This window comes from Vibrio sp. LB10LO1 (genome assembly GCF_010092875.1).
Taxonomy (GTDB): domain Bacteria; phylum Pseudomonadota; class Gammaproteobacteria; order Enterobacterales; family Vibrionaceae; genus Vibrio; species Vibrio campbellii.
Window position 1 is genome coordinate 89,839 of the sequence record NZ_JAADJW010000007.1, and the last position, 21,193, is coordinate 111,031.

Sequence of the window (21,193 nt, forward strand, 5' to 3'; positions counted from 1 at the left end):
CAAGCTAACACTCAATAAATTTTATAAAATTTAATCAAATTGAGATCTTGTGCTGCACACTGAAACAAAAAATCCAAGCGATGTTTTCCACACATTCACGAAATTGATAGGTTGATCCTTGTAGGGTAAATACTCTATTAGTGATAAAAATTAAAATAAGGACTTTTTATGAGACCATCATTCTCGATCAGTATGGCGCTTGCTACCACGGTGGTTGGCTTCCATTCCTATGCAGACAGCATCAACACAACTACCTCGTCATTAACCTCAACCAACGTCGCTGAGCAAAAACAATCGTTAGCATTGCAGATCAGTGCCAGCTACGCCGATCTTGAGTCTTCTTTGAAAGCTCAGATCACCGAAAAAAGTTTATCGATGCCGATAGACAAGCTGAATTCAGCTCAGCCCTACTCGACCTTCTCTAGAGAGATGCAAAAAGCCGATCTTAGCTATCGCAAGATGAAAGGTATCAATAACTTCAGTGACTCCGTTCTTGAAATCCGTATGGCTGATGAAACCATGATTGACGCTTGGAAGGATGGTAAGAGCCCGCTGTTCGCATTCGAACCATCTGGTAATGATGCCGATTGGCAATACATTGAAGCGTACGACGTGTACGGGCAAGTTCATGAGTTAGACGTCTACCAAATGCCGGATGTCCCTGTCTTCGTGATTGACAGTGATGGCGCCAAAGAGCTCAAAGCGGGCCTGATGGCGATGCAAGCAGAGCTGAATCAGCTTGGCATGACTACCCAAATTAATGCCGAAGGTAAAAACAGTGTCGACAACCCTCAAAAACAGCCTCTAATCGGCAAGGCTCGTCACTCTATATCCGAATCAGAACCGGAAGAACTGAACACGACTCAGCTTACGAAGATTCGTTTAGCCGTGGATAGAGAACCTTGGATCTCAGGTAAAGCCGAAATCTACGCGATCGTAACGGGTGTTGATGCCAGCCGTTTAGAACCGCAGATTGATCTGGTTGAAATGCCTTATCTGGATTACGACAAGCAAACCTATTACCCAAATCAAACCATCATTTTTTGGCCTCGTTACCGCTGGGGCGCAGCAGACATTATTCTGATGGAGCACGATGACGGCACGAACTATAAAGAGCTTGCAAAACTGCTGGTCAAAGCCGCAGAAGAAGTACTGAAGATGATCCCTGATCCAGAGGTGCAGGGTTATGTGATCATCCCTCAGATCACCAGCAAAATCATTGAGTTGATTCCAAACAATATCTTGGTTAACGATGATGACTTTGTAGACGTGTACTACACGCTACTGCAGAAAACCCCTTATGTTGACCGCCCTGGCGCAGGTGGTAATGCGGTGGCATCTTTCACCCCAGTCACCATATTGCCTACTGAGTAACTTTAGGTTCATCACTTTGGCCAGTAGGACTCGCTGTTCTGTACTGAACTGCGGCCGACCTAGATAGGTAGAACGAAAGAAACAGGCCCTTTCTAGAAATAGGAAGGGCTTTTTATCATCGATTTCAGTGTTTGGTGATCACAACAGGTATAAATTCAGTCTATGAAGGTTTTGGACAAAACTTTGTCAGTGCTTTTACTAAATTAGCTTGTAACGGATAACTTTTAGTACTCAAAATTACAAACAACCATCGCCTCTGACGATGGCTGATATGAGCGACTATGGACAGTTTCAAGTATGAAAGTACCAAATGTAACAGTTCTGAACATATTCGTGGCAGAGAAACTGATACCGAGATTAGATTCAATCGAAGCCTTTATCAATTAGCACCTTCAAACTCAAGAAATCCATTTTCGATAGCAGGAAAAATTGAAATAACGTCAAAATAGGGCTTTGTATATACTTTGCTGTCTCTCAACTCTTCAACAAGAAAATAGTAACTTTGTATATCTTCAGTTTCGAACATCACAATATCGCTACAACATGCGGTGAATGCCTCTGCGTCAAATAACCGAATATGCACACCTGGATACTTTGCGAATACGTCGTGATTTAGTTGTGAAAAATAAGAGTTACGATCATTACGACTCAGTTGTAGCCACTCTTTTCGAGCACTCAAATGGAAAAAAAAAGTATAAATCCTAGCCATGTATTTTCTCTCAAACTTCTGGTTATTGCTGTAAAGATAGAATACGATTAAATGCTCGAATTTGATATTCGCATTCAGGGGCAAGCTAATGAGCAAAAGTGTAAATGGTTGTATTAATTGCAGAAAAACCCCAAAACAAGGGCGTTCTAAGACATTGTTTTCCGCGATATTGGAAGCGGCTACTCAGGTTTTGACAGAGGAGGGTATCAGACGATTTACGACATTAAGAGTGGCAGAAAGAGCTGGAATTAGTATTGGGTCCCTTTATCAATATTTTCCTAATAAAGCTTCTATCTTATTCCAATTGCAAATTAATGAGTGGAAAAAAAACCAGCAACTTATTCAAAGCATATTAGAAGACAACGAAATAGCACCATTAGAAAGGTTAGATACTGCTATCCGTTCCTTTATACAATCGGAATGCGATGAGTCTGACATTCGCAAAGCATTGGTTGATGCATCACCATTCTACCGAAAGACCGAAGATTTTTACGTTGCTAAGGCCAACACTAGGATAAATATTAAACCATTTATCAATGAGTTGATGCCTAACTCTTGCTCGGAATCGTTAGAATTCATCGAAGATCTATTAGTAAGAATTGTTACCAGCTTTGGTAAACAATTTTCTGAAGAAAGTAGAACAGAGGAAGAAGTCGTGCATTACAGCAAAGCAATAGCCAATATGCTTAAAACGCAAATTAACTCATACAAATTAAGAACACTTTGATAATTATCGGTTAGTGTGAAGAGAACACAAAGATTCTTGGATAACCTTTATGCTATGGCAAAGTGAAATAAAACACTTCCAGAAATTGAGAAAGTGGGCGAGAGAATACAATACAATAAACAGAGTTTACAGGGATAATATTATATAAATAATAACACATATCGAAACGAGATATTTATGACCTGGTGTTCGCTGTTTCCAACACGTCTTTGGACAAAAACTTGTTACGATATTCAATAGGCATAATGTGTCGAATAACCTTTTGTAACTCAAAACATTCAAGCTACCAATTAGACCCCAACCCACGAAATCTTAACTTTCGGACAACAAATTATAAATTCTTGTAAGTAATCCCTTACGTAAGCACGGAGTCATCGAATCTAGCTGTGACTTCAGTAGAATTGGTAATTGCTCTCTATTGTCTTTGCCAAAAAAGTGGTCGAGGCTACTGACTCGATCAACCTCCATACAGAAATCCCAAAATAGCTCTAGGTCATGATGATCCCATTTGCCAATAGCATCAAGCCAGGCATCCGCCTTTAAAGTCAGTGGTTCCTGACGATTAGTTGCATGCGTATATGCTTTTCTGTCAACTTCGCTCCATTTTGATGTAACTATCTCTTCGATAAGTTGAGTATGATTATCTTTACTCTCTTTTTCCTTGAAATATGATCTCAACTCATCGATATGTTTTGGTAAACCAGAATTAAAAGAAAAAGTGGAAAAATGTTTTTCTTCTGATGGTGTTATGAACTCAAGCCTTTCTTGAGCTATGTTGACGATATTAGACAATCGTTGGTCGTTAGATGCATTTAATGAGTATAAATAGGCAAGGAAATTAACAGCGCTATACCATAAGCTCAGCGATGGGCTAGTTTCATTCGACACATAATCAATTAAAGCTGATATTTTTACTTCAAGCTCTTCATCAGAATATCGACTTAATCCTTTCGCATGAATGAAATCTGATAATTCATTGGTTTTAGGATGAAGATTATGAAGATCAGAATCTTGCAATGGTCTCGATAAACAGCCAAGTGTAAACTCAATGAATGAAGTGCTTTCGTTATGAAAGATGTATTGCCTATAAAATGGATGGCGTTCATCTTGCTCATCATTCATGCGTATGGCATTGATATGTTTAACTATTTCATCCAAATTTTGATCTTGTTGATGATGCAAAAAAGAGAGGCATAGCATTTTATGGAAAAGCGTTTGCTTAGAACTCTCGACATCAATTTCATCCTCCATAGAGTCTAGCATTCTAGATACCTGTTTCATCCTGTCACATAGCCTAATAAGTACTCGTAAGTTCAAAGGCTGTATCTCATCTAATCGTTTAATCATAAAACGTTGAATGTCAGGAGAAACATCTAAAGTACCGAAAGCGATATCGAATGCATTTTCACTAGAGACCTCATACTTGAATTTCCAGCAAATTACCTTTTCGATAAGAGATTTACTGACTGATGACTTCGAATCATTCATAACCACTATTGCTTTAATGCCGCTTTCGGAATTGCACATGTCATATAGCTCCCCAAGTATAAGGGAAGCTAGAGAACGATCTTCAATACGTTCAAGATCATCAACAATAATAGTCACATCGTTAATTTTTGAAATTATGGATTGTTTCACTAAGCCAGATAGTGACTCAATCAATTGATTGGATCTTGTAACATCACCAATTGTACTAACAGCTTTTGAGAATATACTCACTGTTTTTGCTGCGGTGTCGGATTCAGACTCGCTAGCTAAAGACAAGTATTTTCCTATTAGCTTCTCGTGAAACTGCTGTAACGATTGGATACCTAAAACCGATATTAGTAAGCAATCTTGATCTGAGTGCCTGCTGTATTCATTAGTTATAAAATGAGTTTTGCCAACTCCCCAAGCACCATCCAACAGAACAATTGGCGCAAGGGAACAGTTCTCAAACACATCATTAATTTGTTTTGCTAAGTTACTCATTTAATACCTTAAGCCCAATACCTAATGTAGATTTGATTTAGCAAATCACATTACAAAAACTAGGTCAAATGAAGGTTGAAATAACTTCCACAGTGAGTGGCTAAACTCATTTCGGGGCAACTGTTAGCCAGTAACTCAATTGACTCCCCCCAACAAAAACGCCCTTCACATAAGTAAAGGGCGTTTGTTATTTGAGGCTGAGTGTTGAAGGTTAAAGCACTAACCCACCGTCAATCTTGAGTACTTGGCCTGTGATGTAGGCGCTCTTGTCGGAGGTTAAGAAGGAGACGCCATTGGCGATGTCTTGCACTGAACCCATTCGACCTAATGGGGTTTTGCCCTCCATCATTTGAATCACTTTTTCTGGTAGGTTCTTGGTCATATCGGTGGCGATAAAGCCTGGTGCAACGCAATTGACGCGGATCTGCGCGCCCTTTCTTGATAACTCTTTCGCCCAGCCTTTGCTCATCGAGATGACACCGCCTTTACTTGCGCCGTAATTACTCTGGCCGATGTTGCCATCCGTACCCACAATAGAAGAGATGCTGACAATGCTGCCTGTGCCCTGCTCTAGCATCACTGGCGCGACGCGTTGAGTAAGCAAGAACACCGCTTTTAGGTTTACGTCGATAACGCTGTCCCAATCTTGCTCTAGCATATCTGGCAACAAGGCATCACGCGTGATACCGGCGTTGTTAACCAGCGCATCGATTCTTCCATGCTGCTTTACGATACTGTCTACCACTTCGCTGACGGCTGCTGCATCGCACAAGTTGACTTGATAATTGCTTAGCTGCGCCGACTGGCTCCATTCCACAGGCGATATGTCTAGCCCGACTACGTGGAATCCATCCTCCAGTAATTGCTCACAAATTGCTTGGCCAATACCACGAGCCGCACCAGTAACAACTGCTACTTTTTCCGCTTTCATCTTGGTCTTCCTTAAATGTTGAGATTACAAATTCGCTTTTTCCCTAGCGTTTTTTGTTTTTATGCCTAGCCGCGTTACAGCTGCGCTTCTCATACGCAGGGTCTTTCATATTTACTTCAAACTATAGGAACAGTCTGGGAGCCGGATGTGAACTAATCAAGACAACTTGATGATGGTTTGCAAAATAACGGGTTTCCGTCACCGTTCTGTCGATATGGCGGTGTAATAAGTGCGCTGTTTGTTGAATAACTCGCCTTTCATTTAGAGCTCATGAAACTAATTCTTAGATTATGCAGCAAAGTCACAATAAACCTGTGGGTATTACATTCTTGTTATCAAAATTCTCGATTACGATTTAAAGATACGGCGTGCTTTTAAATATGGACGTAGCAAAGGACGCCTTACCTGAGAAAGATAACAAAACCTACGGGAGATAAAATGAATCAGGCTTACATAGATGCAGCAAGAACGCTGCAACAGTGCACGTTCGGGCCATCCCAACGTGACATTAATGATCTTGTTCAATCGGGAAGCATTGAAAACTGGATCGCTCAACAAACACTTATTACACCGTCTTCTTGGTTAAAGCATTTTGAGCAAGATGAGCTCAACGTACCGGACTTAGGACAAGGCTTGTATTACGCCAGCAGCTGGACACGCATGACGGTTGAAGGCGATGATATCTTGCGTCAGCGTATTGCTTATACCCTGTCTCAACTGTTCGTGGTCAGCGTGAAAGATCCGGCGTTTAAAGCGGCTTCTAAGCGTCGCTACATGTGTAATTACTTCGACGGGTTGCTCGATAATGCCTTCGGAAACTTCCGCGATGTGATTCGCTTTGTGTCGAAATCGCCAATCATGGGTGAGTACCTGACTTTTGTGAATAACGTTTCTAACGATCTCACTGCCCCAGATGAAAACTACGCACGTGAACTGTTGCAGTTGTTCACGCTTGGCCCAGTTAAGCTGCGTAACAACGGTGAAGTGCGTTTGGATGCCGAAGGTAACGAAGTGGCGTCTTACACTCAAGAAGACATCGAGCAACTTGCGCGTGTGTTTACGGGTTGGAAGTTCATCGATATTCGCGGTGACGATAAGTACAGCCAACCAATGGAACCGCGTGGCGAACACGATATGGGTGAGAAGCCCATTCTTGGTAAAACCTTCCCTGGCGGTGTCGGTGCAGAAGAAGAGCTGGAAGCGGTGATCGAGCATTTGATGAACCAAAACACGCTCTACACCTTTGTGACTAAGTTCTTCATCAACAAACTTGTGACCAGCAATCCAAGAGCAGGTTATATTCGCCGTGTGCGCCGTGCGTTCAAACGTTCTGATGGCGACATGCAAGCCTTAATAATCGCGATTCTAACGGATAAAGACGCGCTTCGCTCTGGCAGCACGGTGGGTAAATTGCGTGATCCGCTTTCTGTGTTTACCCATGCGATGCGCGCGCTACAAGTGAAGCGACGCGACGGCGTATTGATGTGGCCAAAACAGTTCAATTGGTATAACCGAACGTTGCCGCTGTCGGCACCTTCTGTGTTTTATTATTACCAACCTGATGATGTGCCAAACCACCCTGATTTTAATGGTCTAGTGGCACCAGAATTCAATGTGTACCAATGGCATGATATCTACCAATATGGGATTCAGTTCCGAGAGCTTGTCGCTCGTTTCGAGGAAGAGGCCAAAGATTGGTACATGGATGAAGTGCTGTTCACCCGATACCTTGCTTTTGATGACGAAGGCGTAGTGGATTACCTCAACGAGCACTTGTTTGCTTATCAAATGAGTGAGCAAGCTCGTCAATGCTATCTCGATTACCTCGCCCAGTGCCCAAGTCGCCAATCTAAATGGCGCAAAGAGATTAAGAATCTCGTTATGAACGCACTGCTTTCACCAGAATTCATCACACAGGGGTAATCATCATGAACTTAACACGACGTCGTTTTTTACAAGCAGGTTCCGCTGGTGTTGGGGTTTCTGCACTTAACCTTGCTGCTTTTCCTGCCCTTGCAGACTCTTTCAATCAATGCAAAAACGGTTATCGCGCCGTAGTGGGTATTGACCTTGCGGGCGGTAACGATGGCTACAATATGCTGATCCCTACTGCCGCACCGGCGAACAGCCAATATCGAGCACTACGTGGCAGCTTAGCTTTGGATGAGGCGAGCTGTATTCATTTAGATGCGGTCAATGATGACGCAAAACTGGCATTAAACCCTGCCATGGCTGCGCTCAAGACCTATTGGGATAATGCTAACCTTGTACCTGTTGTGAACCTAGGTCCACTGACACAGCGCGTAAACAATGTGATTTATGGTGAGAGCACTCGCCCTGCTCATTTGTTCAGCCACTCTCACCAATCCACTATGGTTCAGTCTCACGCGACTAAGTCTCTGTCAAAAGAGGGCTTTGGCGCGAAGACTTCCACTGAGCTCGGCACTATGCTGCGCAGTCTAAATGAGCTATCACCAATGTTTGATATTGGCGGCACGCAAGTGTGGACCAACTGTATCGAGGCGCAATCTAATTCGGTCGGCTCTCAACCACCGAGCGATATTTTTAATGATCAACGTTCGCGAGATCTGTTTGATCAACTGCAAAACACGGGCAGTTACGGCAATGTATTTCAGTCTCATTATGCTGGTGTTGCGGTGGACTCGACCAGAATGTATCAGGAGTTCAGCGCGATTTTGAATGCCGAGATTACTGAGGTGTTCCCAGAAACACGCATCGGTAATCAACTAAAAGCGGTATTTAAACTGCTGCTGCATAAAGATCAGTTCCAGCATCCTGCGCAGTACTTTAGTTGTAAGTTAGGTGGGTTCGATACGCACTCGGCTCAAATTAGCCGTCAAACGGGTTTGCTGCAAGAGTTGGCAGAAGCGATGGCCGCGTTCCAATTGGCTTTGGAAAACAATGGCTTGTTTGATCAGGTAACGACGTTCACCCATTCGGAATTTGGTCGTACTTTGATTCCAAACGGTACGGATGGTACGGACCACGGCTGGGCAAGCCACGCATTGGTGATGGGCGGCGGTGTAGCAGGAAAAGCGATCGTGGGTGAATATCCAGACTTATCTGAGACAAGCCCTTACTTGCTCTCGCGTGGGCGTGTGATTCCAACCATCTCTTCCGATCAGCTTCATGCGAGTTTAATGGCATGGTTGGGGCTATCTGAAACGGGAATTAATCAATTATTCCCTGCGCTGGATAACACTTTGACAGATTCAATCCAACCTCAGACTCTCCCTCTGTTCAAATCTTGCTAATATAGAGGGAGATATATAAGTAACTAAGTAATCTATTAATAGTCTACATGGTTACTAATAAGAAAAAGCAGTGCTAAACAAAAGGCTCCGTTCACGCGGAGCCTTTTTATCACTCAGAGAATGGTCACGCTGTCTCTTCATTAACGGAGGGCAATTTATGCAGCCAAGGCTGAACCAAGAAATTAAACAGCATACCCGCGATAAATAGAGTAATCACAATGCTCGCTCCGCTCGGTAAGTCGTACCGAGCTGACGCCGCAATGCCAGACAAAATCCCCACAAAGCCGATACTGATGCTCGCAATGAAGAATCTCGTTCCTTTTAACGCCGCGGCACACAAAGCCGGAATCACTAACAGAGCAAACTCTAAATAGATGCCCGTGAGCTTGACCGTTATTGGCATCAAGATAGCAAAGATCAGGTAAAAGCCACTACCCTGCATAAATTCAGGTTTTAGCCAAACCAACAGCAGCATCGCTGCGGTGATTAATGCCAAAGGCCACACATCATCCCATGTCGACCACAATAACTGCCCGTTAAGAATGCCTTGAATAAAGTCTGCACCATGCGGATCTTTACTTACGAGTAAGATCGCCAATGAGGCGGAGACCACAAACAAGCTGCCGATCATCGGCTCCAAATGCTGTTGGTAACGCTTCTCCATTAAGGCAATCAAACCACACAGCAATAACGACATCACCCAAGGGCCGACCATCTCGCCGAAGAAGGAACCCGAGAAGAGCGCGTATTGGTTCAGCCAATAATGACTGAGTACAGCCCCCAATGCGGCAACTTGTGCCACCGCCAAATCAATGAAGATGATTTGGCGTTTTAGTACTTGTTGACCAAGCACGACGTTACCGACTAACGCGATCAGACCACACAGCACCGCGGGGGATAACCATGCATACTCTGTCATGGTTTAGCTCTTCACCGGATCGGGCTGCACCAGCACATGTAGCAATTCGTCGATGACTTGGTCGTACATTTCATCAAGACTTTGTCCGTTAGAAACCGTGAGCGGTAACTGGATCAGAGGCTTGTCTGTCTGCTGCTGTAACCAGTTCGCGGGGCGTTTATCTTGGTGCGATGAGAATACAATCGCATCAAAGCTATTGGCCTCTAACTTGGTTAATGACTGCAGATGAGAGGTGGTTGGCGAGATTCCCGGCTTCGGTTCAAGATCAGCGATTTGCTCCATGCCAAGCCAATCGTACAGATAACGATAGGTAGCGTGATAACCGACAACTTGTTTGCCTTTTAACGGTGCCGCTTTCTCGTGCCACTCATTCAGCTTTTTACGCCACTGAGCTCGGAACTTCATGCCGTTAAGTTGGTAGGCTTGCGCGTTATCTGGATCGATGGTTTTCAAGCGTTCAGTGATCGTCCGTGACAGTGGGATCATGTCATTCGCCGCAAACTGCACATGTGGGTTTCCGTGCGCATGTATGTCTCCCATGCTGCGGTCGACATGATCATGAGTGTCTAACATGCGCACGAAATCGGTCGCGTAGATCATGCTTTGTGAACCGTTTTGTACCGCACCATTGCTACTGCGAACTTGCAGCATAGGTAACCACCCTACTTCTAACTCCGCGCCAGAACACATGGCCATGTCGGCTTGGCGCATCTTTGCAATCAAAGAAGGGCGAGCTTGTACGTAATGAGGATCTTGCTTGGCAGTGGTCGCAGAATAGATGGTGGCATTTGGCGCATGGCTTTCAAGAAAGGCTTTCCATTCAGGCTCGCAGACGAAGATGTTCAGCGCCAAAGCAGGCGAAGAGATGATGGCAGCCCCCGCCGCCATCATCGCTACACTGCATTTACTGAGCGCAAGCTTAGAACGCATGTGCACCGTGCGCTCCAAATGTCATCACGTATTGCAGAGTGAATACGTTGTCTGTCTCGCTGTCTTGGTTGTCGATACGAGAGTATTGCGCTCGGATTGTACCGAAGTGAGAAGAATCCCATGCGATCATCGCATCCATTTCTTTGTCTTTTAGAGCCGTGAAGTGCATGTGGTCACCGTGTGCGTGGCCATCGTAGCTTTCTGCTTCACCGTAACGTAGACCTGCAGACCAGCTTGGGTTGAAACGGTAAACACCTGACACGTAGTAAGCGCTTAGGTTATCTGGTGATTCTGCATCGTCTTTGAACTTACTGTCTACCACACCGTCTAGCAGCATGTATTCCGCAGATAGTGTGAAGTTGCTGTATTTGTAGTTGCCGTCTGGGGCCCACTTCCATACAAAGTCTGCGCCGTAAAGGTTAGCGCCAGTTACCGCTGCACCATGACTATGATCGTGTCCATGCTCGTCTGCATGACCGTGGTCGTGATCTTCAAACTCTGTCACTTTGCCGTTTTCGTTACGTAGGTAACTTAGGCCAAACTGCCAGCTTGAAGACTCAGAAAAGTCGTCACCCAGTTTCAACGTTGTCGTGTAAACACCCACTTCAGAGCCATCTTCAACAGAAGACATCTTGCTACCGCTTAGCGCTTCTACACCAAACTTCACGTAAAGATCAGTGGGTAGCACGATGTTTGCGCGCACACCATCATCGTAGTAATGCGAGCCAAGGAAAGTACGGTAAGCGATTGGACGCTCTACGAAACTGTCGGTATGCATATGCTGGTTGTTTAAGTAACCAAAATCAGAAAGAAATCGACCTGCACGCACATTTAAACCGTATGGAAGAGCTAGAGTCTCGATGAATGCTTCTTCAAGCATCAGTTCGGTTTCATCACCGTGGCTTTCTAGAACCGCCGTCAGTGCGCCGTGGAATTTATCATCGATGTTTGCAGACATGTTCAGCTCAGTATGACCCAGGCCAAAGCCTTCTTCACGCTCTGAGTTATGACGCTGGCCATCTTGGTAGTAACCGTCTAATACCACGCCGATCTGAGGGTTCGACAGCGTATCGGCAAAAACTGGGGAAACAAACAAGCTACCAACCGCTAAAGAGACCAATTTCTTATTCACTACGTTTTTCCTTATTTTGTTATGTTATAACACCACTTAATATTTCGCAGATGTTATAACATAACAAAACCTAAAGAAAAAAAGGTATGTAACAATTTGTAAATTTAGATTCTATGCAAATTATCAATAGCAATCATAAGGTTAATGAGATTTCGCCACACTTTAAGCTCTGTATGATCATCATTGCCCCGCTCTCTTTTTGGCTGCTCGATGTTGGTAAACAAGGGATACTCACTCGCTTGAAGGGGTGAAGCTAGCATGGGTGAAACGGCATATACTTAATCAATACGGAGGCAGGACTGGAAACACAAAATGCTCAACATGGACTTCTCACAACGTTTAGTGATTAAAACCCATCAACAAGATTGGATTGCTAGCCCTGCCGCCGGCGTATGGCGTAAACCATTGGAAAGAGAGGCGAAAGAGTCCGGACATACCACCAGCGTGGTCAAGTACGAGCCCAATTCACAGTTCGCAACACACGCTCACCCATATGGCGAGGAAATACTGGTGCTAGAGGGCGTATTTTCTGATGAAGATGGTGATTACCCAGAGGGGACTTACCTTCGTAATCCACCCGGCAGTCACCATGCTCCGTTCAGCAAAGAAGGCTGCGTTATCTTAGTGAAACTCAATCAATTTGCTCCCAATGATCTAGAGACCGTACGTATCAATACGAACCAAGCAGAGTGGTTAGCGGGTATTGGCGGGCTAAAAGTGATGCCACTGCACAAGTTCGGGCACGAGCATGTCGCATTAATAAAGTGGCCGAAGGGCGAAAAGTTTCAGCCACACCGCCACTTTGGTGGTGAAGAGATCTTTGTGTTATCTGGAGAGTTCAAAGACGAGTTTGGCGAATACCCCACTTACACTTGGCTGCGTAGCCCTCATATGAGTGAGCATTTCCCTTTCGTAGACGAAGAAACGGTGATTTGGGTGAAGACTGGCCACTTACCTGCAAGTTAACTAAACCTTGAATTAGTTAGCTAAGCCGTGAATTAGCTGAGCCGTAAGTTAACTAAACCATAAATTAGCTAAGCCATTCTTATCAAGTAATCGAGGCCAAGCACAAAAACGGCTCGAATCATCGAGCCGCTATCCATGAAACATAACCGTTAAATTATGCGCTCATAATTTTTGAGGAGAGCCAGTCTTTTAGCTCCGCTCTGTTGTGTTTGAGTGTGTTCATTTCATGGTCGTCGATTGGGTTTCCTTGCAATTCGAGTTCGCGGATTTCTTTGTCGAGCTGGTTGTAGCTTTTTGCATTTTCAGCAAACGCGCTGTCGTTTGCCGTCAGTTGAGTGATGGTATCCAAATGTTCTGGGAATTCATGAGTTAATGAGTGATTTTCACCTAACATAGAGACCTCTTTGGCTGAGTACATTTTAGTTAAATAAGCTGCTTAATTCCTAAGCAACGCTTAAAGCCACCATAGCATTTCAGCCAAAGGGAAATTGTCGATTTGAGCACATTTTGACCGACACTTTAGAAACTTAAGACTCTCGTACTCAAATTGACCATTGTTAGCTTGATGTTAACGTGATGTTCATTTCATTCAGCGGTTTTAAGCTACATTTATAGAGCTTTCTATCACAAAGGAAATAACAATGAACTCTCTGAAATACAGCTTGGTAGGCGCTGCCGTTGTTTTTGCTCTTGCCGGGTGTAACTCTGATAGCGATACAGTCAGCACCACAACACCAGTCACGCTTTCTGTTTCTGATGCCCCGATTGATGATGTTTCTGAAGTTGTTGTCACTTACAGCAAAGTTGCCTTTCTTCCTGTCGGGGACGGTGAAGGTGAACCTCAAATCTTCGAAGTTTACAAAACGGATGAAGACGGTAACTACGTGGATGAAAACGGTGACCTTTTGCCAGATGGTGAAGAGCCACTGCCACTGAGTGTAAACCTCTTGGATTTCCAAGGTAGTGATGCACAAGAACTGGTTGAAGATGAAGTCATTCCAACTGGTGACTATCAACTGTGTGTTTTTGCAAATGACGGTGACCACCCTGATTACCCATCTTACGTCGTTGAAGAAGCCACAGGAAACGAAGTGCCACTGACCGTGAAAGGCGAAGGTAGATGCCCTCAAGGTGTCGGATCTGAACCAAATGCTGGCGTATTGTTCTTTAATAACGCATTCGCAGTTAACTCGGACAACAATGACTACGTGGTCGAGTTTGACTTACGCCGAGGTTTGAAAGACGCAACAGGCAAAGATGAAGGCTACACCATTCAGCGCACGTCGGTCACCTTGATCAATACTGTCACGACTGGTGAAATCGAGGGTAACGTTGCACTCACAACCTACCAAGGCTGTGAAACCGACACCCCATCAGGCAACGGTTATGCTCATGCAGTGTATCTCTATGAAGGTGACATTGCAGAATCCGACATGGGAACCTTCGCAACGACCGAAGCTCAATCACCTATCGCTTCGGCTAATGTCGTTACCGAAGATGAAGGGGCGACTTACCAATATGAGTTTGGCTATGTAGAACCAGGCACTTACTCGGTTGGTTACACCTGTACCGCTAACGATGACTCCGAAGAGGGCATTGTTGATGGTGAAACATTCAGTATCTACACGTCCACAAGTGGATTGAGTGTTTCTGCAGGCAGCGATACCAACGCTGATTTATAACCCCTTCCCAGCTTAAAGCAGCAAAGCCTACTTTATGGCTTTGCTGTTTTCGTTAAAAGAAGCTGATCGGTAAATAGAAATCTAACTCGAACGCCTCTTCATGATTGAGGAAATGATTTTTATGGTAATGCACGTAGGCTGGCGTCGAGCGTTGTTTGAAGCCCGAGTTAGGCAGCCATTTCTCTAATACCATACTGATCTGCGGCAGTAATTCACCATACACCCCAGTAAGTCGAAATACCGCATGTAAGCCACCCGGAATGGTCATTTGATTCACAACGCCACGATACTTAAGCGGCTTATCAATTGCCATACAAGCAACGTAGCGGCATTTATCTAACTCAACCCAAGCAGGATTAGAATGATGTAAACCGTATTGGGTGGAAAAGTCACGATGCTCTGAGTTCGCCCAAGCTTTTAGCACCAACCAAGCATTGCGAATAGAACGGTTGTAGCCTTCATGACGAACGTAAGCAGCAAAGCGTTGTGGCACTTCAACTATCTTTGGCTCCGGTAAGGTACGCTTCGCGACTCGATGGTAACCCGCCGCCACTTCTGGGTCTTTGAGGTATGGCTTCTCAGCGACTTGCAAATCGTGCTTACGCCAAGCGCCGGGTGACATATCAAACGTGGCTTTGAACGCTCGGCTGAACGAAGACACCGAGCTGAAACCACACTTATTAGCAATCTCCAATACCGATGATTTGGTATCAAACATCAACTGGTTTGCGGCGTATTCCATTCGAGTGCGACGAACGTATTGGTGAATTGACTCGCCAACGACGTCTTTAAAAATACGGTGGAAGTGCTGCTCAGAATACGCTGCTACATCAGCCAGCTCTTTGGCGGATAATTCTCTACCGATGTCTTGATGAATGTAGAACAACACATCATTGATTCTGGAAACCTGTTGCTGGCTCATAAGTGGGCGTTTTACTTAAATAGCATAAATGGACATGTTTAACAGCATAAATGGACACACCAAGTTTAGCAATTCCCATATAATATCTTTCAACTAAAACCAAAATAAAAAAAAATACGAGAAGCACAACGCATGGAAATCGCACAGTCACTACAACAAGTAAAGTCATCGTACATTCGAGAGATCCTCGCTGCCGCTAGCGATAAAAACGTCATCTCGCTTGCTGGCGGTTTGCCCGATGAAAAGACCTTCCCTATCGACTTAATGAAGCCGACTCTAGAAAACTTGGCAAACATGCCTGAAGTTTTTCAATACGGCTCAACGGCAGGCTACGCGCCACTGCTGGAGTTCCTAAACGGCTACTTCAAACTGCCTGAAACACACGCCGCAATGATCACCACAGGCTCTCAGCAAGGCCTAGATCTGATTGCACGTGCTTATGTAAACCCTGGTGATAAAGTCGTGATGGAGGCGCCAAGCTACCTTGGCGCAATGCAGGTGTTTGGTTTGGTTCAGGCGGACATCGTGACTGTCTCTCAAACAGAATTTGGTCCAAACCTAGAAGAGCTAGAGCAATGCTTTGCAGAACAAAAGCCGAAGATGTTCTACGCTGTACCCGATTTCCATAACCCAACAGGGGTGTGCTGGGCGCTAGAAACGCGTCAGAAAGTTGCAGAGCTTTGTATTCAATACAACGTCGCTTTTATTGAAGACGCACCTTACCGTGAGTTGCGTTTCTCTGGTGAAGCACTGCCGCTTGTCTCTGATTTCTGTCCTCAGCATTCTATCGTTCTACGTTCATTCTCTAAGATCGCTTCTCCGGGTCTTCGCATTGGTGTGGTGACGGGTAAAAGCAGTTATCTAGAACCGTTGATTAAAATCAAACAGGGTGCCGACCTGCATTCCAGCGTACCAATGCAAGCACTGTTGCACGGTCTGCTTCAACACGATAACTTTGAAACCCACATCAGCACCATTTGTGAGCTCTACAAGTCGCGTTACGATGTCATGTACGCCGAGCTAGAAAAACAGCTTCCTAGCAATTGTGTATTGAAGCCTGTTGATGGTGGCATGTTCGTATGGGTGGAAATTCCAGAATGCGATACCTTTGAACTGGCAAAATCATTGCTTGCGAACGGTGTGGCTGTTGTACCTAGCCCAGTGTTCTATCCAGAAGGATCAGAAGTAAAAGCAGCGCTGCGCCTCAACTTCACCAACGCAACGCCTGAAGAGCTCAAAGTTGCCGTGGCTCGTTTAGCTGCCGTACTGAACGCGCTGTAATATAAATTACACCTTAGAATCCAAATACCTGCCTTTGAGATGCGAATTAAGTCTCGAAGGCAGCGTTTCAAAAAGTTCCCCAAAAAATTTATTTTTTTCTCTCAAAATCAACTCTCTACGTTAAGTGTCTGTTTTCGCTTGATCCTCTAACGATCGCAAAAAAGAGATCTTGATCACGCATTTGAAGCCTTGAAAAGTTACGTCTATCTTTCAGAAAAAAGGCATCGACCTTGTCGCATCATCTGCGAATTCAAACACTTTTGATCATGAGGGCTTATCACTATCAAAAGTTGCGCTGAAACCATCAGCAAAGCAGTCTGTGAAGATGAACGCCGCAAGGACGCAACTACAACCATTCTGAATGTCGCTACACCAATCCGTGATTGGACTTATACACGTCGGCTTAGCGCATCATATTACAGAGGGGTTTATCAGGATGAACATTCGACCATCGAAAGGACTTGTTGTCACAGGCTTGTCCACCGTACTTTCACTCGCTGCCATGCAAGTAGCACATGCGAGCAATTCACCAAACTGTAGCGACGTACTAGCAGGTAACAAAACCGCCGTGTCTCAAAAAATGACCGTGCTGCTGGGTGAAGACATCACGCAATCCAACCTAGTCACGACCGTTGTTCCAGCAAAGAACAACCCATTCGTCACAGAAGCGCTGGTTTCTGTTTCTAACGATGTTTCTCCAAACGGCTTGCTGCCGAAGAAGTCACTAGAAGAAATCCAGCAAGTGCGCGAAAACATCGAGAAAGCCGGCGTAGAGGTAAGCAAGTTACAAAACACGTTTGAAGTCGCGTTTGTTAGCCTTATCGACGGACATTGTCAGTTCTCGACCAACAAGCTAACGACCAACGCCAAGATTGATTTTGACCACTTAGAAGGTCTATCCGCCTACTCTATTCCTGCTCTATTGGCCATGGTTGATAAGTCGTACGCGATGGCAGAAGCGAGGATTGAAGCCGAAAAAGCGCATGCGGCAGAAATAGAACGTGAGAAAGAAAGACAACGAGAGATGGCAGCCGCAGCGGCGGCCGCACGCTATCAAGATGCTAACGTACTGGTAAGAGTCGAGAAGTTTGATGGCTCTAACGTCACCTTCTCTGTGACTAACCTAGCTGCTGACGGTGAATTACAGCCGAACTTCAATACGTTTAGAGCGTATCAGACCGATAAAGGTGAGTTGATTTATAAATCGGAGTCGCTACTCAGCCTCGTCGATAGCGAAGGGAACGGACTGACGACCATCGGTATTGCCGAGCTTGGCCCAGATAGCGGCACAGAGATGAATATCTCTCCGGGTGAAACACGTAAGTTCATTACGAGTATTAAATCTGAAGTGGCGCCAGAGATGAAATTGAGCTTAGAGTTCCCTGCAAAAGTGCTTAACACCGATGAAGCCTTCACTCTATCCTTTACGGATTCTGTTGCGATGGCGACTGCAGGGCTAAATTAGGCAGTAGCTACATTAAGCCGAATAGCACTAGGCAATAACTGCGTCAGATAGAGATAACATTACATATCAAAACAAAAAAGCAGACTATCACGTCTGCTTTTCCTTTAGTTTTTACACTGGTATGCGTTAGCGAACATAGTCACTGAGCTAGAGAATCCTAGCGGTTGATACAAGTAAAGCGTATCCGCACCTAACTCTGCTGCTTTGATGCGCATTTGGTTGAGTGTTCCCCAAACCATGTCTTTATCTGCGTGCAGCCAGTAGTCGTAAAAATGGCCTTCTGAGCCCATCACGGTGCCGAGGTGCTGGCAGTTTGCGATTGCATTTACATCATCCCAAATCACTTTCACTTGCTCGGACTCTTGTGTTGGGAAGGTCACGCAGCCAGTTAATAACGTTGCTAATGCTGCAGCAGTCATTAACTTTTTCATAATTTCATCGCCTTAGAATTAAATAGACTGCGGATTCTATTTATCGTTTAAGCAATGAACAACAAAAATTTTTTATGCTTTACATAACCGTTGATTTCACCGTTTTTCTTGGTTGTTTTAGTGCTCTTGCGTCACGAATGTTCAGTGTCATTAAGGTCAAGTTGGTGAAGCCTGCAAGCAGCTCAACGATTTGTATCACATAGAAAGTGGCATCAAACTGCCCAAGCTGAGCAAGATGCTGAAGGTAAATCGCCGCAGGAACCAGAATTAAAACACCGTTCATGGCGACAAAAGGCATGCGTTTTTTCTTAGCAGCGATAGGGCCTTTTTTTACTTTAGGCGCCATCTTAGCTCCTGTGATTCCTGCCGCTGCCATCAAAGGTACTACCGCCCAAATCGCATACGAGATATAGGTTTTCACCGCAACAATCGCCTGCTGATCACCAAAAAGTTCAACAAATACGGTACTGGTGAAAAAGCTCATAATAAACATATATGCAGTCATAGAGCTGATTCGGTGAACGAGGCTGAGTGTCTTTTTCATAGCGATATTCTCTTTTTTAGATGTAATAGTAACGGTACGAGACAAAGGTTACACAACAATCGTTGCGCGCGCAACAATTGCAGTTAAAACAAATCGTCTCAATTATCAGAGGAATAGCAAAAACCTCTATTAACCTCATGTTTTAAAACACAATTAATAAATGCACAAAAATTAGAGCGCCATTGGATTTTGTGAGCAAATTGGAGTAAAACTGAAGAGTAGATGAAAAAGAGGGACTGAATTTGGCTTCCAAAAATAAACTGATCCGCTATCAATCCATTGAAGTCGAGGATGTCTTCAGTAAGGAAGATGAGTTGATCAAACTCGTGCAAACGGATCAACTCTCTCAGGTGCTATTGTTATGGCAGGTGAAAAGCCCAACACTGGTTCTTCCGGCAGGAAAGAAGTGGCCTATTTCGGACGAGCTTGAACAAGGCCTTGAAGACACAAACTGGAAGCTCTTCTCAAGAAAAACCGGGGGCGCACCAGTCCCGCAAGTCCCGGGGATCATTAATCTCTCACATATTTACCATTGGCCAGAAGATCAGCCATACGACATTAAGAAAGCATACCTTGATTTGTGCTCCGTGCTCACCGTCTTCTTTGAGCAGCTTGATGTAAATGTCGACGTACATGCAACACCAAATTCCTACTGTGATGGCGACTACAACCTAAATATCGGTGGACAAAAAGTAGTGGGGACAGCACAGCGCGTATTACTGAAGAAAGGCGGCGGACAAGTTGTGCTTTCTCAAGCCTGCATTCTTATTGATGCTGATGTCGAGAAAATCGTTGAGCCGGTAAAACTGTGCAATCAATTGTGTGGCCATGCCGACCATATTCGCGGTGATGTCCACACTCCCCTATTTAACCACATTGAACAAAGACCGAGTGTGGATGCCTTGTTCCAACTCATCACTCAAGCTTTCTTAGATCATGCTAAGCAAGACTAACCTGTCTTCACAAGCTCCCATCTCTTTTGGGAGCTAAGCGCACAGATAAGTCTTTCCCACACTGCGTATCAAATAGCGATTTTCCTTATATCACCATACGAGCTGAGCCCTATTTGCCACCAGCATCATATTATAAGTATGTAATGTTATAACAGAGATTAGATTTAATTATTTCTCAATTGCTATCTCTTAATTATTAAAACCTACATTAACATCCTCTTCATTAAAGGTTGGTAATATTTATATTGAATAATATTCACCTTATTTTTATGCAACCAATAACTGCACAGTATTTATATGGTTAATTCGTAAAAACCAATTTTAACCACAATATAAGATTTACTTAATTAGTAACCACTAATAGCTTATGTGACCATTGTTCAAGTTATTTATATATAAACTATTTAATCATAGAAACATTTTTACAAATTATGCTTTGTATGTATTTTATTTACCTGACAAATATTCCAACCCCAATGTTATTTGTCTCATATATAAGAAATATTTTACTCACACTAAAACATAATAGGTAAATAAATGAATACATTTGTAAAAATTACTGCGCTATCTGCTCTCACCCTTTCATCAATGAACGCTTTTGCCGTGAGCGATACTTTTGACGCGACTCTAGAAGTAAAACAAGCGATCACTATGACCAGAACGTCGAATCTTGACTTCGGTATTATCACTTCAGACCGTACGACAGATGTTGTGATTGCTCAAGGCGACGCTGGCGCTGCGACCTTCACTATCGACGGCGGTGCCGGTGAAGTCGTTGATGTTGCTATCGCTGGTACTAACCTTGTGAATGGTGCAAACAACGTTGCAGCGACCTTTGATTTCTCTCCTACACTGACGCTAACAGGCGGCACAGCAGAGCTTAAAATTGGCGGTACTGCAGAAGTATCAACAGCGACACTTGTTGCCGGTACGTACTCTGCAAGCGTTCCAGTTGATGTTACTTACCAGTAATCAATAGTA

The 21,193-nt window shown here is 44.3% G+C and carries 20 protein-coding genes; 10 read left to right on the forward strand and 10 right to left on the reverse strand.

Annotation, left to right across the window (positions count from 1 at the left end; translation table 11 throughout):
- The first annotated feature begins 168 nt into the window (after positions 1–168).
- Positions 169–1,374, forward strand: coding sequence for a DUF3103 domain-containing protein (locus GXP65_RS07090; RefSeq protein WP_162092378.1), 1,206 nt, complete (start codon positions 169–171; stop codon positions 1,372–1,374).
- A gap of 379 nt (positions 1,375–1,753) precedes the next feature.
- On the opposite strand, the gene GXP65_RS07095 is transcribed toward GXP65_RS07090, so the two are convergent.
- The gene (locus GXP65_RS07095; RefSeq protein ID WP_162860255.1) at positions 1,754–2,083 is read right to left on the reverse strand and encodes a darcynin family protein; all 330 of its coding nucleotides are present in this window, start codon (positions 2,081–2,083) and stop codon (positions 1,754–1,756) included.
- An 88-nt stretch (positions 2,084–2,171) separates the two neighbouring features.
- On the opposite strand from GXP65_RS07095, the gene GXP65_RS07100 reads away from it, so the two are divergent.
- Entirely contained in the window at positions 2,172–2,810 is a 639-nt protein-coding gene (locus GXP65_RS07100; RefSeq protein WP_162092379.1) for a TetR family transcriptional regulator, read from the forward strand.
- A gap of 312 nt (positions 2,811–3,122) precedes the next feature.
- Here GXP65_RS07100 and GXP65_RS07105 read toward each other — a convergent pair whose 3' ends face one another.
- The gene (locus GXP65_RS07105) at positions 3,123–4,781 is read right to left on the reverse strand and encodes a P-loop NTPase fold protein (protein ID WP_162092380.1); all 1,659 of its coding nucleotides are present in this window, start codon (positions 4,779–4,781) and stop codon (positions 3,123–3,125) included.
- A gap of 211 nt (positions 4,782–4,992) precedes the next feature.
- Entirely contained in the window at positions 4,993–5,712 is a 720-nt protein-coding gene (locus tag GXP65_RS07110) for a beta-ketoacyl-ACP reductase (RefSeq protein ID WP_045399130.1), read from the reverse strand.
- 438 nt (positions 5,713–6,150) lie between these two features.
- Between GXP65_RS07110 and GXP65_RS07115 the strand changes: the two genes are divergently transcribed.
- Both GXP65_RS07115 and GXP65_RS07120 read left to right on the forward strand, forming a co-directional pair.
- Positions 6,151–7,635 carry a DUF1800 family protein gene (locus tag GXP65_RS07115; RefSeq protein WP_162092381.1) on the forward strand — a complete coding sequence of 495 codons (1,485 nt, stop codon included), beginning with the start codon at positions 6,151–6,153 and terminating at the stop codon, positions 7,633–7,635.
- 5 nt (positions 7,636–7,640) lie between these two features.
- On the forward strand, positions 7,641–8,987 hold the full coding sequence (locus tag GXP65_RS07120) for a DUF1501 domain-containing protein (protein WP_045399137.1): 1,347 nt from the start codon (positions 7,641–7,643) through the stop codon (positions 8,985–8,987).
- Between the two features lie 124 nt (positions 8,988–9,111).
- On the opposite strand, the gene GXP65_RS07125 is transcribed toward GXP65_RS07120, so the two are convergent.
- Genes GXP65_RS07125 through GXP65_RS07135 form a run of 3 tightly spaced genes read right to left on the reverse strand, consistent with a single transcriptional unit; the run spans position 9,112 to position 11,968 of the window.
- Positions 9,112–9,906 carry a metal ABC transporter permease gene (locus GXP65_RS07125; RefSeq protein ID WP_162092382.1) on the reverse strand — a complete coding sequence of 265 codons (795 nt, stop codon included), beginning with the start codon at positions 9,904–9,906 and terminating at the stop codon, positions 9,112–9,114.
- A 3-nt stretch (positions 9,907–9,909) separates the two neighbouring features.
- Positions 9,910–10,836 (reverse strand): zinc ABC transporter substrate-binding protein, encoded by a 927-nt coding sequence (locus GXP65_RS07130; protein WP_162092383.1) that lies wholly within the window; start codon positions 10,834–10,836, stop codon positions 9,910–9,912.
- Positions 10,826–11,968, reverse strand: a complete 1,143-nt coding sequence (locus tag GXP65_RS07135; RefSeq protein ID WP_038865103.1) for a membrane protein — start codon at positions 11,966–11,968, stop codon at positions 10,826–10,828. The genes GXP65_RS07130 and GXP65_RS07135 overlap by 11 nt, the downstream gene beginning before the upstream one ends.
- 312 nt (positions 11,969–12,280) lie before the next feature.
- Here GXP65_RS07135 and GXP65_RS07140 point away from each other — a divergent pair, with 312 nt between their 5' ends.
- A complete protein-coding gene (locus tag GXP65_RS07140) occupies positions 12,281–12,934 on the forward strand; it encodes a cupin domain-containing protein (RefSeq protein WP_162092384.1) in 654 nt (217 codons plus the stop codon).
- Between the two features lie 154 nt (positions 12,935–13,088).
- Here the strand turns inward: GXP65_RS07140 and GXP65_RS07145 are convergent, their stop codons facing one another.
- Positions 13,089–13,328 (reverse strand): YdcH family protein, encoded by a 240-nt coding sequence (locus GXP65_RS07145; RefSeq protein ID WP_162092385.1) that lies wholly within the window; start codon positions 13,326–13,328, stop codon positions 13,089–13,091.
- Positions 13,329–13,575: 247 nt separating this feature from the next.
- Here GXP65_RS07145 and GXP65_RS07150 point away from each other — a divergent pair, with 247 nt between their 5' ends.
- Complete coding sequence (locus GXP65_RS07150) at positions 13,576–14,616, forward strand: DUF4382 domain-containing protein (protein WP_162092386.1); 1,041 nt, start codon at positions 13,576–13,578, stop codon at positions 14,614–14,616.
- A gap of 52 nt (positions 14,617–14,668) precedes the next feature.
- On the opposite strand, the gene GXP65_RS07155 is transcribed toward GXP65_RS07150, so the two are convergent.
- Complete coding sequence (locus GXP65_RS07155; protein WP_012129906.1) at positions 14,669–15,538, reverse strand: helix-turn-helix domain-containing protein; 870 nt, start codon at positions 15,536–15,538, stop codon at positions 14,669–14,671.
- 132 nt (positions 15,539–15,670) lie between these two features.
- Between GXP65_RS07155 and GXP65_RS07160 the strand changes: the two genes are divergently transcribed.
- Both GXP65_RS07160 and GXP65_RS07165 read left to right on the forward strand, forming a co-directional pair.
- Positions 15,671–16,819, forward strand: coding sequence for a PLP-dependent aminotransferase family protein (locus GXP65_RS07160; RefSeq protein ID WP_162092387.1), 1,149 nt, complete (start codon positions 15,671–15,673; stop codon positions 16,817–16,819).
- 436 nt (positions 16,820–17,255) lie between these two features.
- Positions 17,256–18,284, forward strand: coding sequence for a hypothetical protein (locus tag GXP65_RS07165; protein WP_038890765.1), 1,029 nt, complete (start codon positions 17,256–17,258; stop codon positions 18,282–18,284).
- 104 nt (positions 18,285–18,388) lie between these two features.
- On the opposite strand, the gene GXP65_RS07170 is transcribed toward GXP65_RS07165, so the two are convergent.
- Together GXP65_RS07170 and GXP65_RS07175 are read right to left on the reverse strand one after the other, a co-directional pair.
- Positions 18,389–18,715: a DUF4156 domain-containing protein gene (locus GXP65_RS07170; RefSeq protein ID WP_038890766.1), complete on the reverse strand. Its 327-nt coding sequence runs from the start codon at positions 18,713–18,715 to the stop codon at positions 18,389–18,391.
- A gap of 79 nt (positions 18,716–18,794) precedes the next feature.
- A complete protein-coding gene (locus GXP65_RS07175; protein ID WP_047476321.1) occupies positions 18,795–19,259 on the reverse strand; it encodes a hypothetical protein in 465 nt (154 codons plus the stop codon).
- A 242-nt stretch (positions 19,260–19,501) separates the two neighbouring features.
- Between GXP65_RS07175 and GXP65_RS07180 the strand changes: the two genes are divergently transcribed.
- Together GXP65_RS07180 and GXP65_RS07185 are read left to right on the forward strand one after the other, a co-directional pair.
- The gene (locus GXP65_RS07180) at positions 19,502–20,212 is read left to right on the forward strand and encodes a lipoate--protein ligase (RefSeq protein ID WP_162092388.1); all 711 of its coding nucleotides are present in this window, start codon (positions 19,502–19,504) and stop codon (positions 20,210–20,212) included.
- A 537-nt stretch (positions 20,213–20,749) separates the two neighbouring features.
- Positions 20,750–21,184, forward strand: coding sequence for a DUF4402 domain-containing protein (locus GXP65_RS07185; protein ID WP_005429677.1), 435 nt, complete (start codon positions 20,750–20,752; stop codon positions 21,182–21,184).
- The last annotated feature ends 9 nt before the right edge of the window (positions 21,185–21,193 follow it).

Bases quoted from the DNA above. Each gene is read 5' to 3' on its own strand.
- GXP65_RS07090 (WP_162092378.1), top strand. From the start codon at position 169: ATGAGACCATCATTCTCGATCAGTATGGCGCTTGCTACCACGGTGGTT.
- GXP65_RS07095 (WP_162860255.1), bottom strand. From the start codon at position 2,083: ATGGCTAGGATTTATACTTTTTTTTTCCATTTGAGTGCTCGAAAAGAG.
- GXP65_RS07100 (WP_162092379.1), top strand. From the start codon at position 2,172: ATGAGCAAAAGTGTAAATGGTTGTATTAATTGCAGAAAAACCCCAAAA.
- GXP65_RS07105 (WP_162092380.1), bottom strand. From the start codon at position 4,781: ATGAGTAACTTAGCAAAACAAATTAATGATGTGTTTGAGAACTGTTCC.
- GXP65_RS07110 (WP_045399130.1), bottom strand. From the start codon at position 5,712: ATGAAAGCGGAAAAAGTAGCAGTTGTTACTGGTGCGGCTCGTGGTATT.
- GXP65_RS07115 (WP_162092381.1), top strand. From the start codon at position 6,151: ATGAATCAGGCTTACATAGATGCAGCAAGAACGCTGCAACAGTGCACG.
- GXP65_RS07120 (WP_045399137.1), top strand. From the start codon at position 7,641: ATGAACTTAACACGACGTCGTTTTTTACAAGCAGGTTCCGCTGGTGTT.
- GXP65_RS07125 (WP_162092382.1), bottom strand. From the start codon at position 9,906: ATGACAGAGTATGCATGGTTATCCCCCGCGGTGCTGTGTGGTCTGATC.
- GXP65_RS07130 (WP_162092383.1), bottom strand. From the start codon at position 10,836: ATGCGTTCTAAGCTTGCGCTCAGTAAATGCAGTGTAGCGATGATGGCG.
- GXP65_RS07140 (WP_162092384.1), top strand. From the start codon at position 12,281: ATGCTCAACATGGACTTCTCACAACGTTTAGTGATTAAAACCCATCAA.
- GXP65_RS07145 (WP_162092385.1), bottom strand. From the start codon at position 13,328: ATGTTAGGTGAAAATCACTCATTAACTCATGAATTCCCAGAACATTTG.
- GXP65_RS07150 (WP_162092386.1), top strand. From the start codon at position 13,576: ATGAACTCTCTGAAATACAGCTTGGTAGGCGCTGCCGTTGTTTTTGCT.
- GXP65_RS07155 (WP_012129906.1), bottom strand. From the start codon at position 15,538: ATGAGCCAGCAACAGGTTTCCAGAATCAATGATGTGTTGTTCTACATT.
- GXP65_RS07160 (WP_162092387.1), top strand. From the start codon at position 15,671: ATGGAAATCGCACAGTCACTACAACAAGTAAAGTCATCGTACATTCGA.
- GXP65_RS07165 (WP_038890765.1), top strand. From the start codon at position 17,256: ATGAACATTCGACCATCGAAAGGACTTGTTGTCACAGGCTTGTCCACC.
- GXP65_RS07170 (WP_038890766.1), bottom strand. From the start codon at position 18,715: ATGAAAAAGTTAATGACTGCTGCAGCATTAGCAACGTTATTAACTGGC.
- GXP65_RS07175 (WP_047476321.1), bottom strand. From the start codon at position 19,259: ATGAAAAAGACACTCAGCCTCGTTCACCGAATCAGCTCTATGACTGCA.
- GXP65_RS07185 (WP_005429677.1), top strand. From the start codon at position 20,750: ATGAATACATTTGTAAAAATTACTGCGCTATCTGCTCTCACCCTTTCA.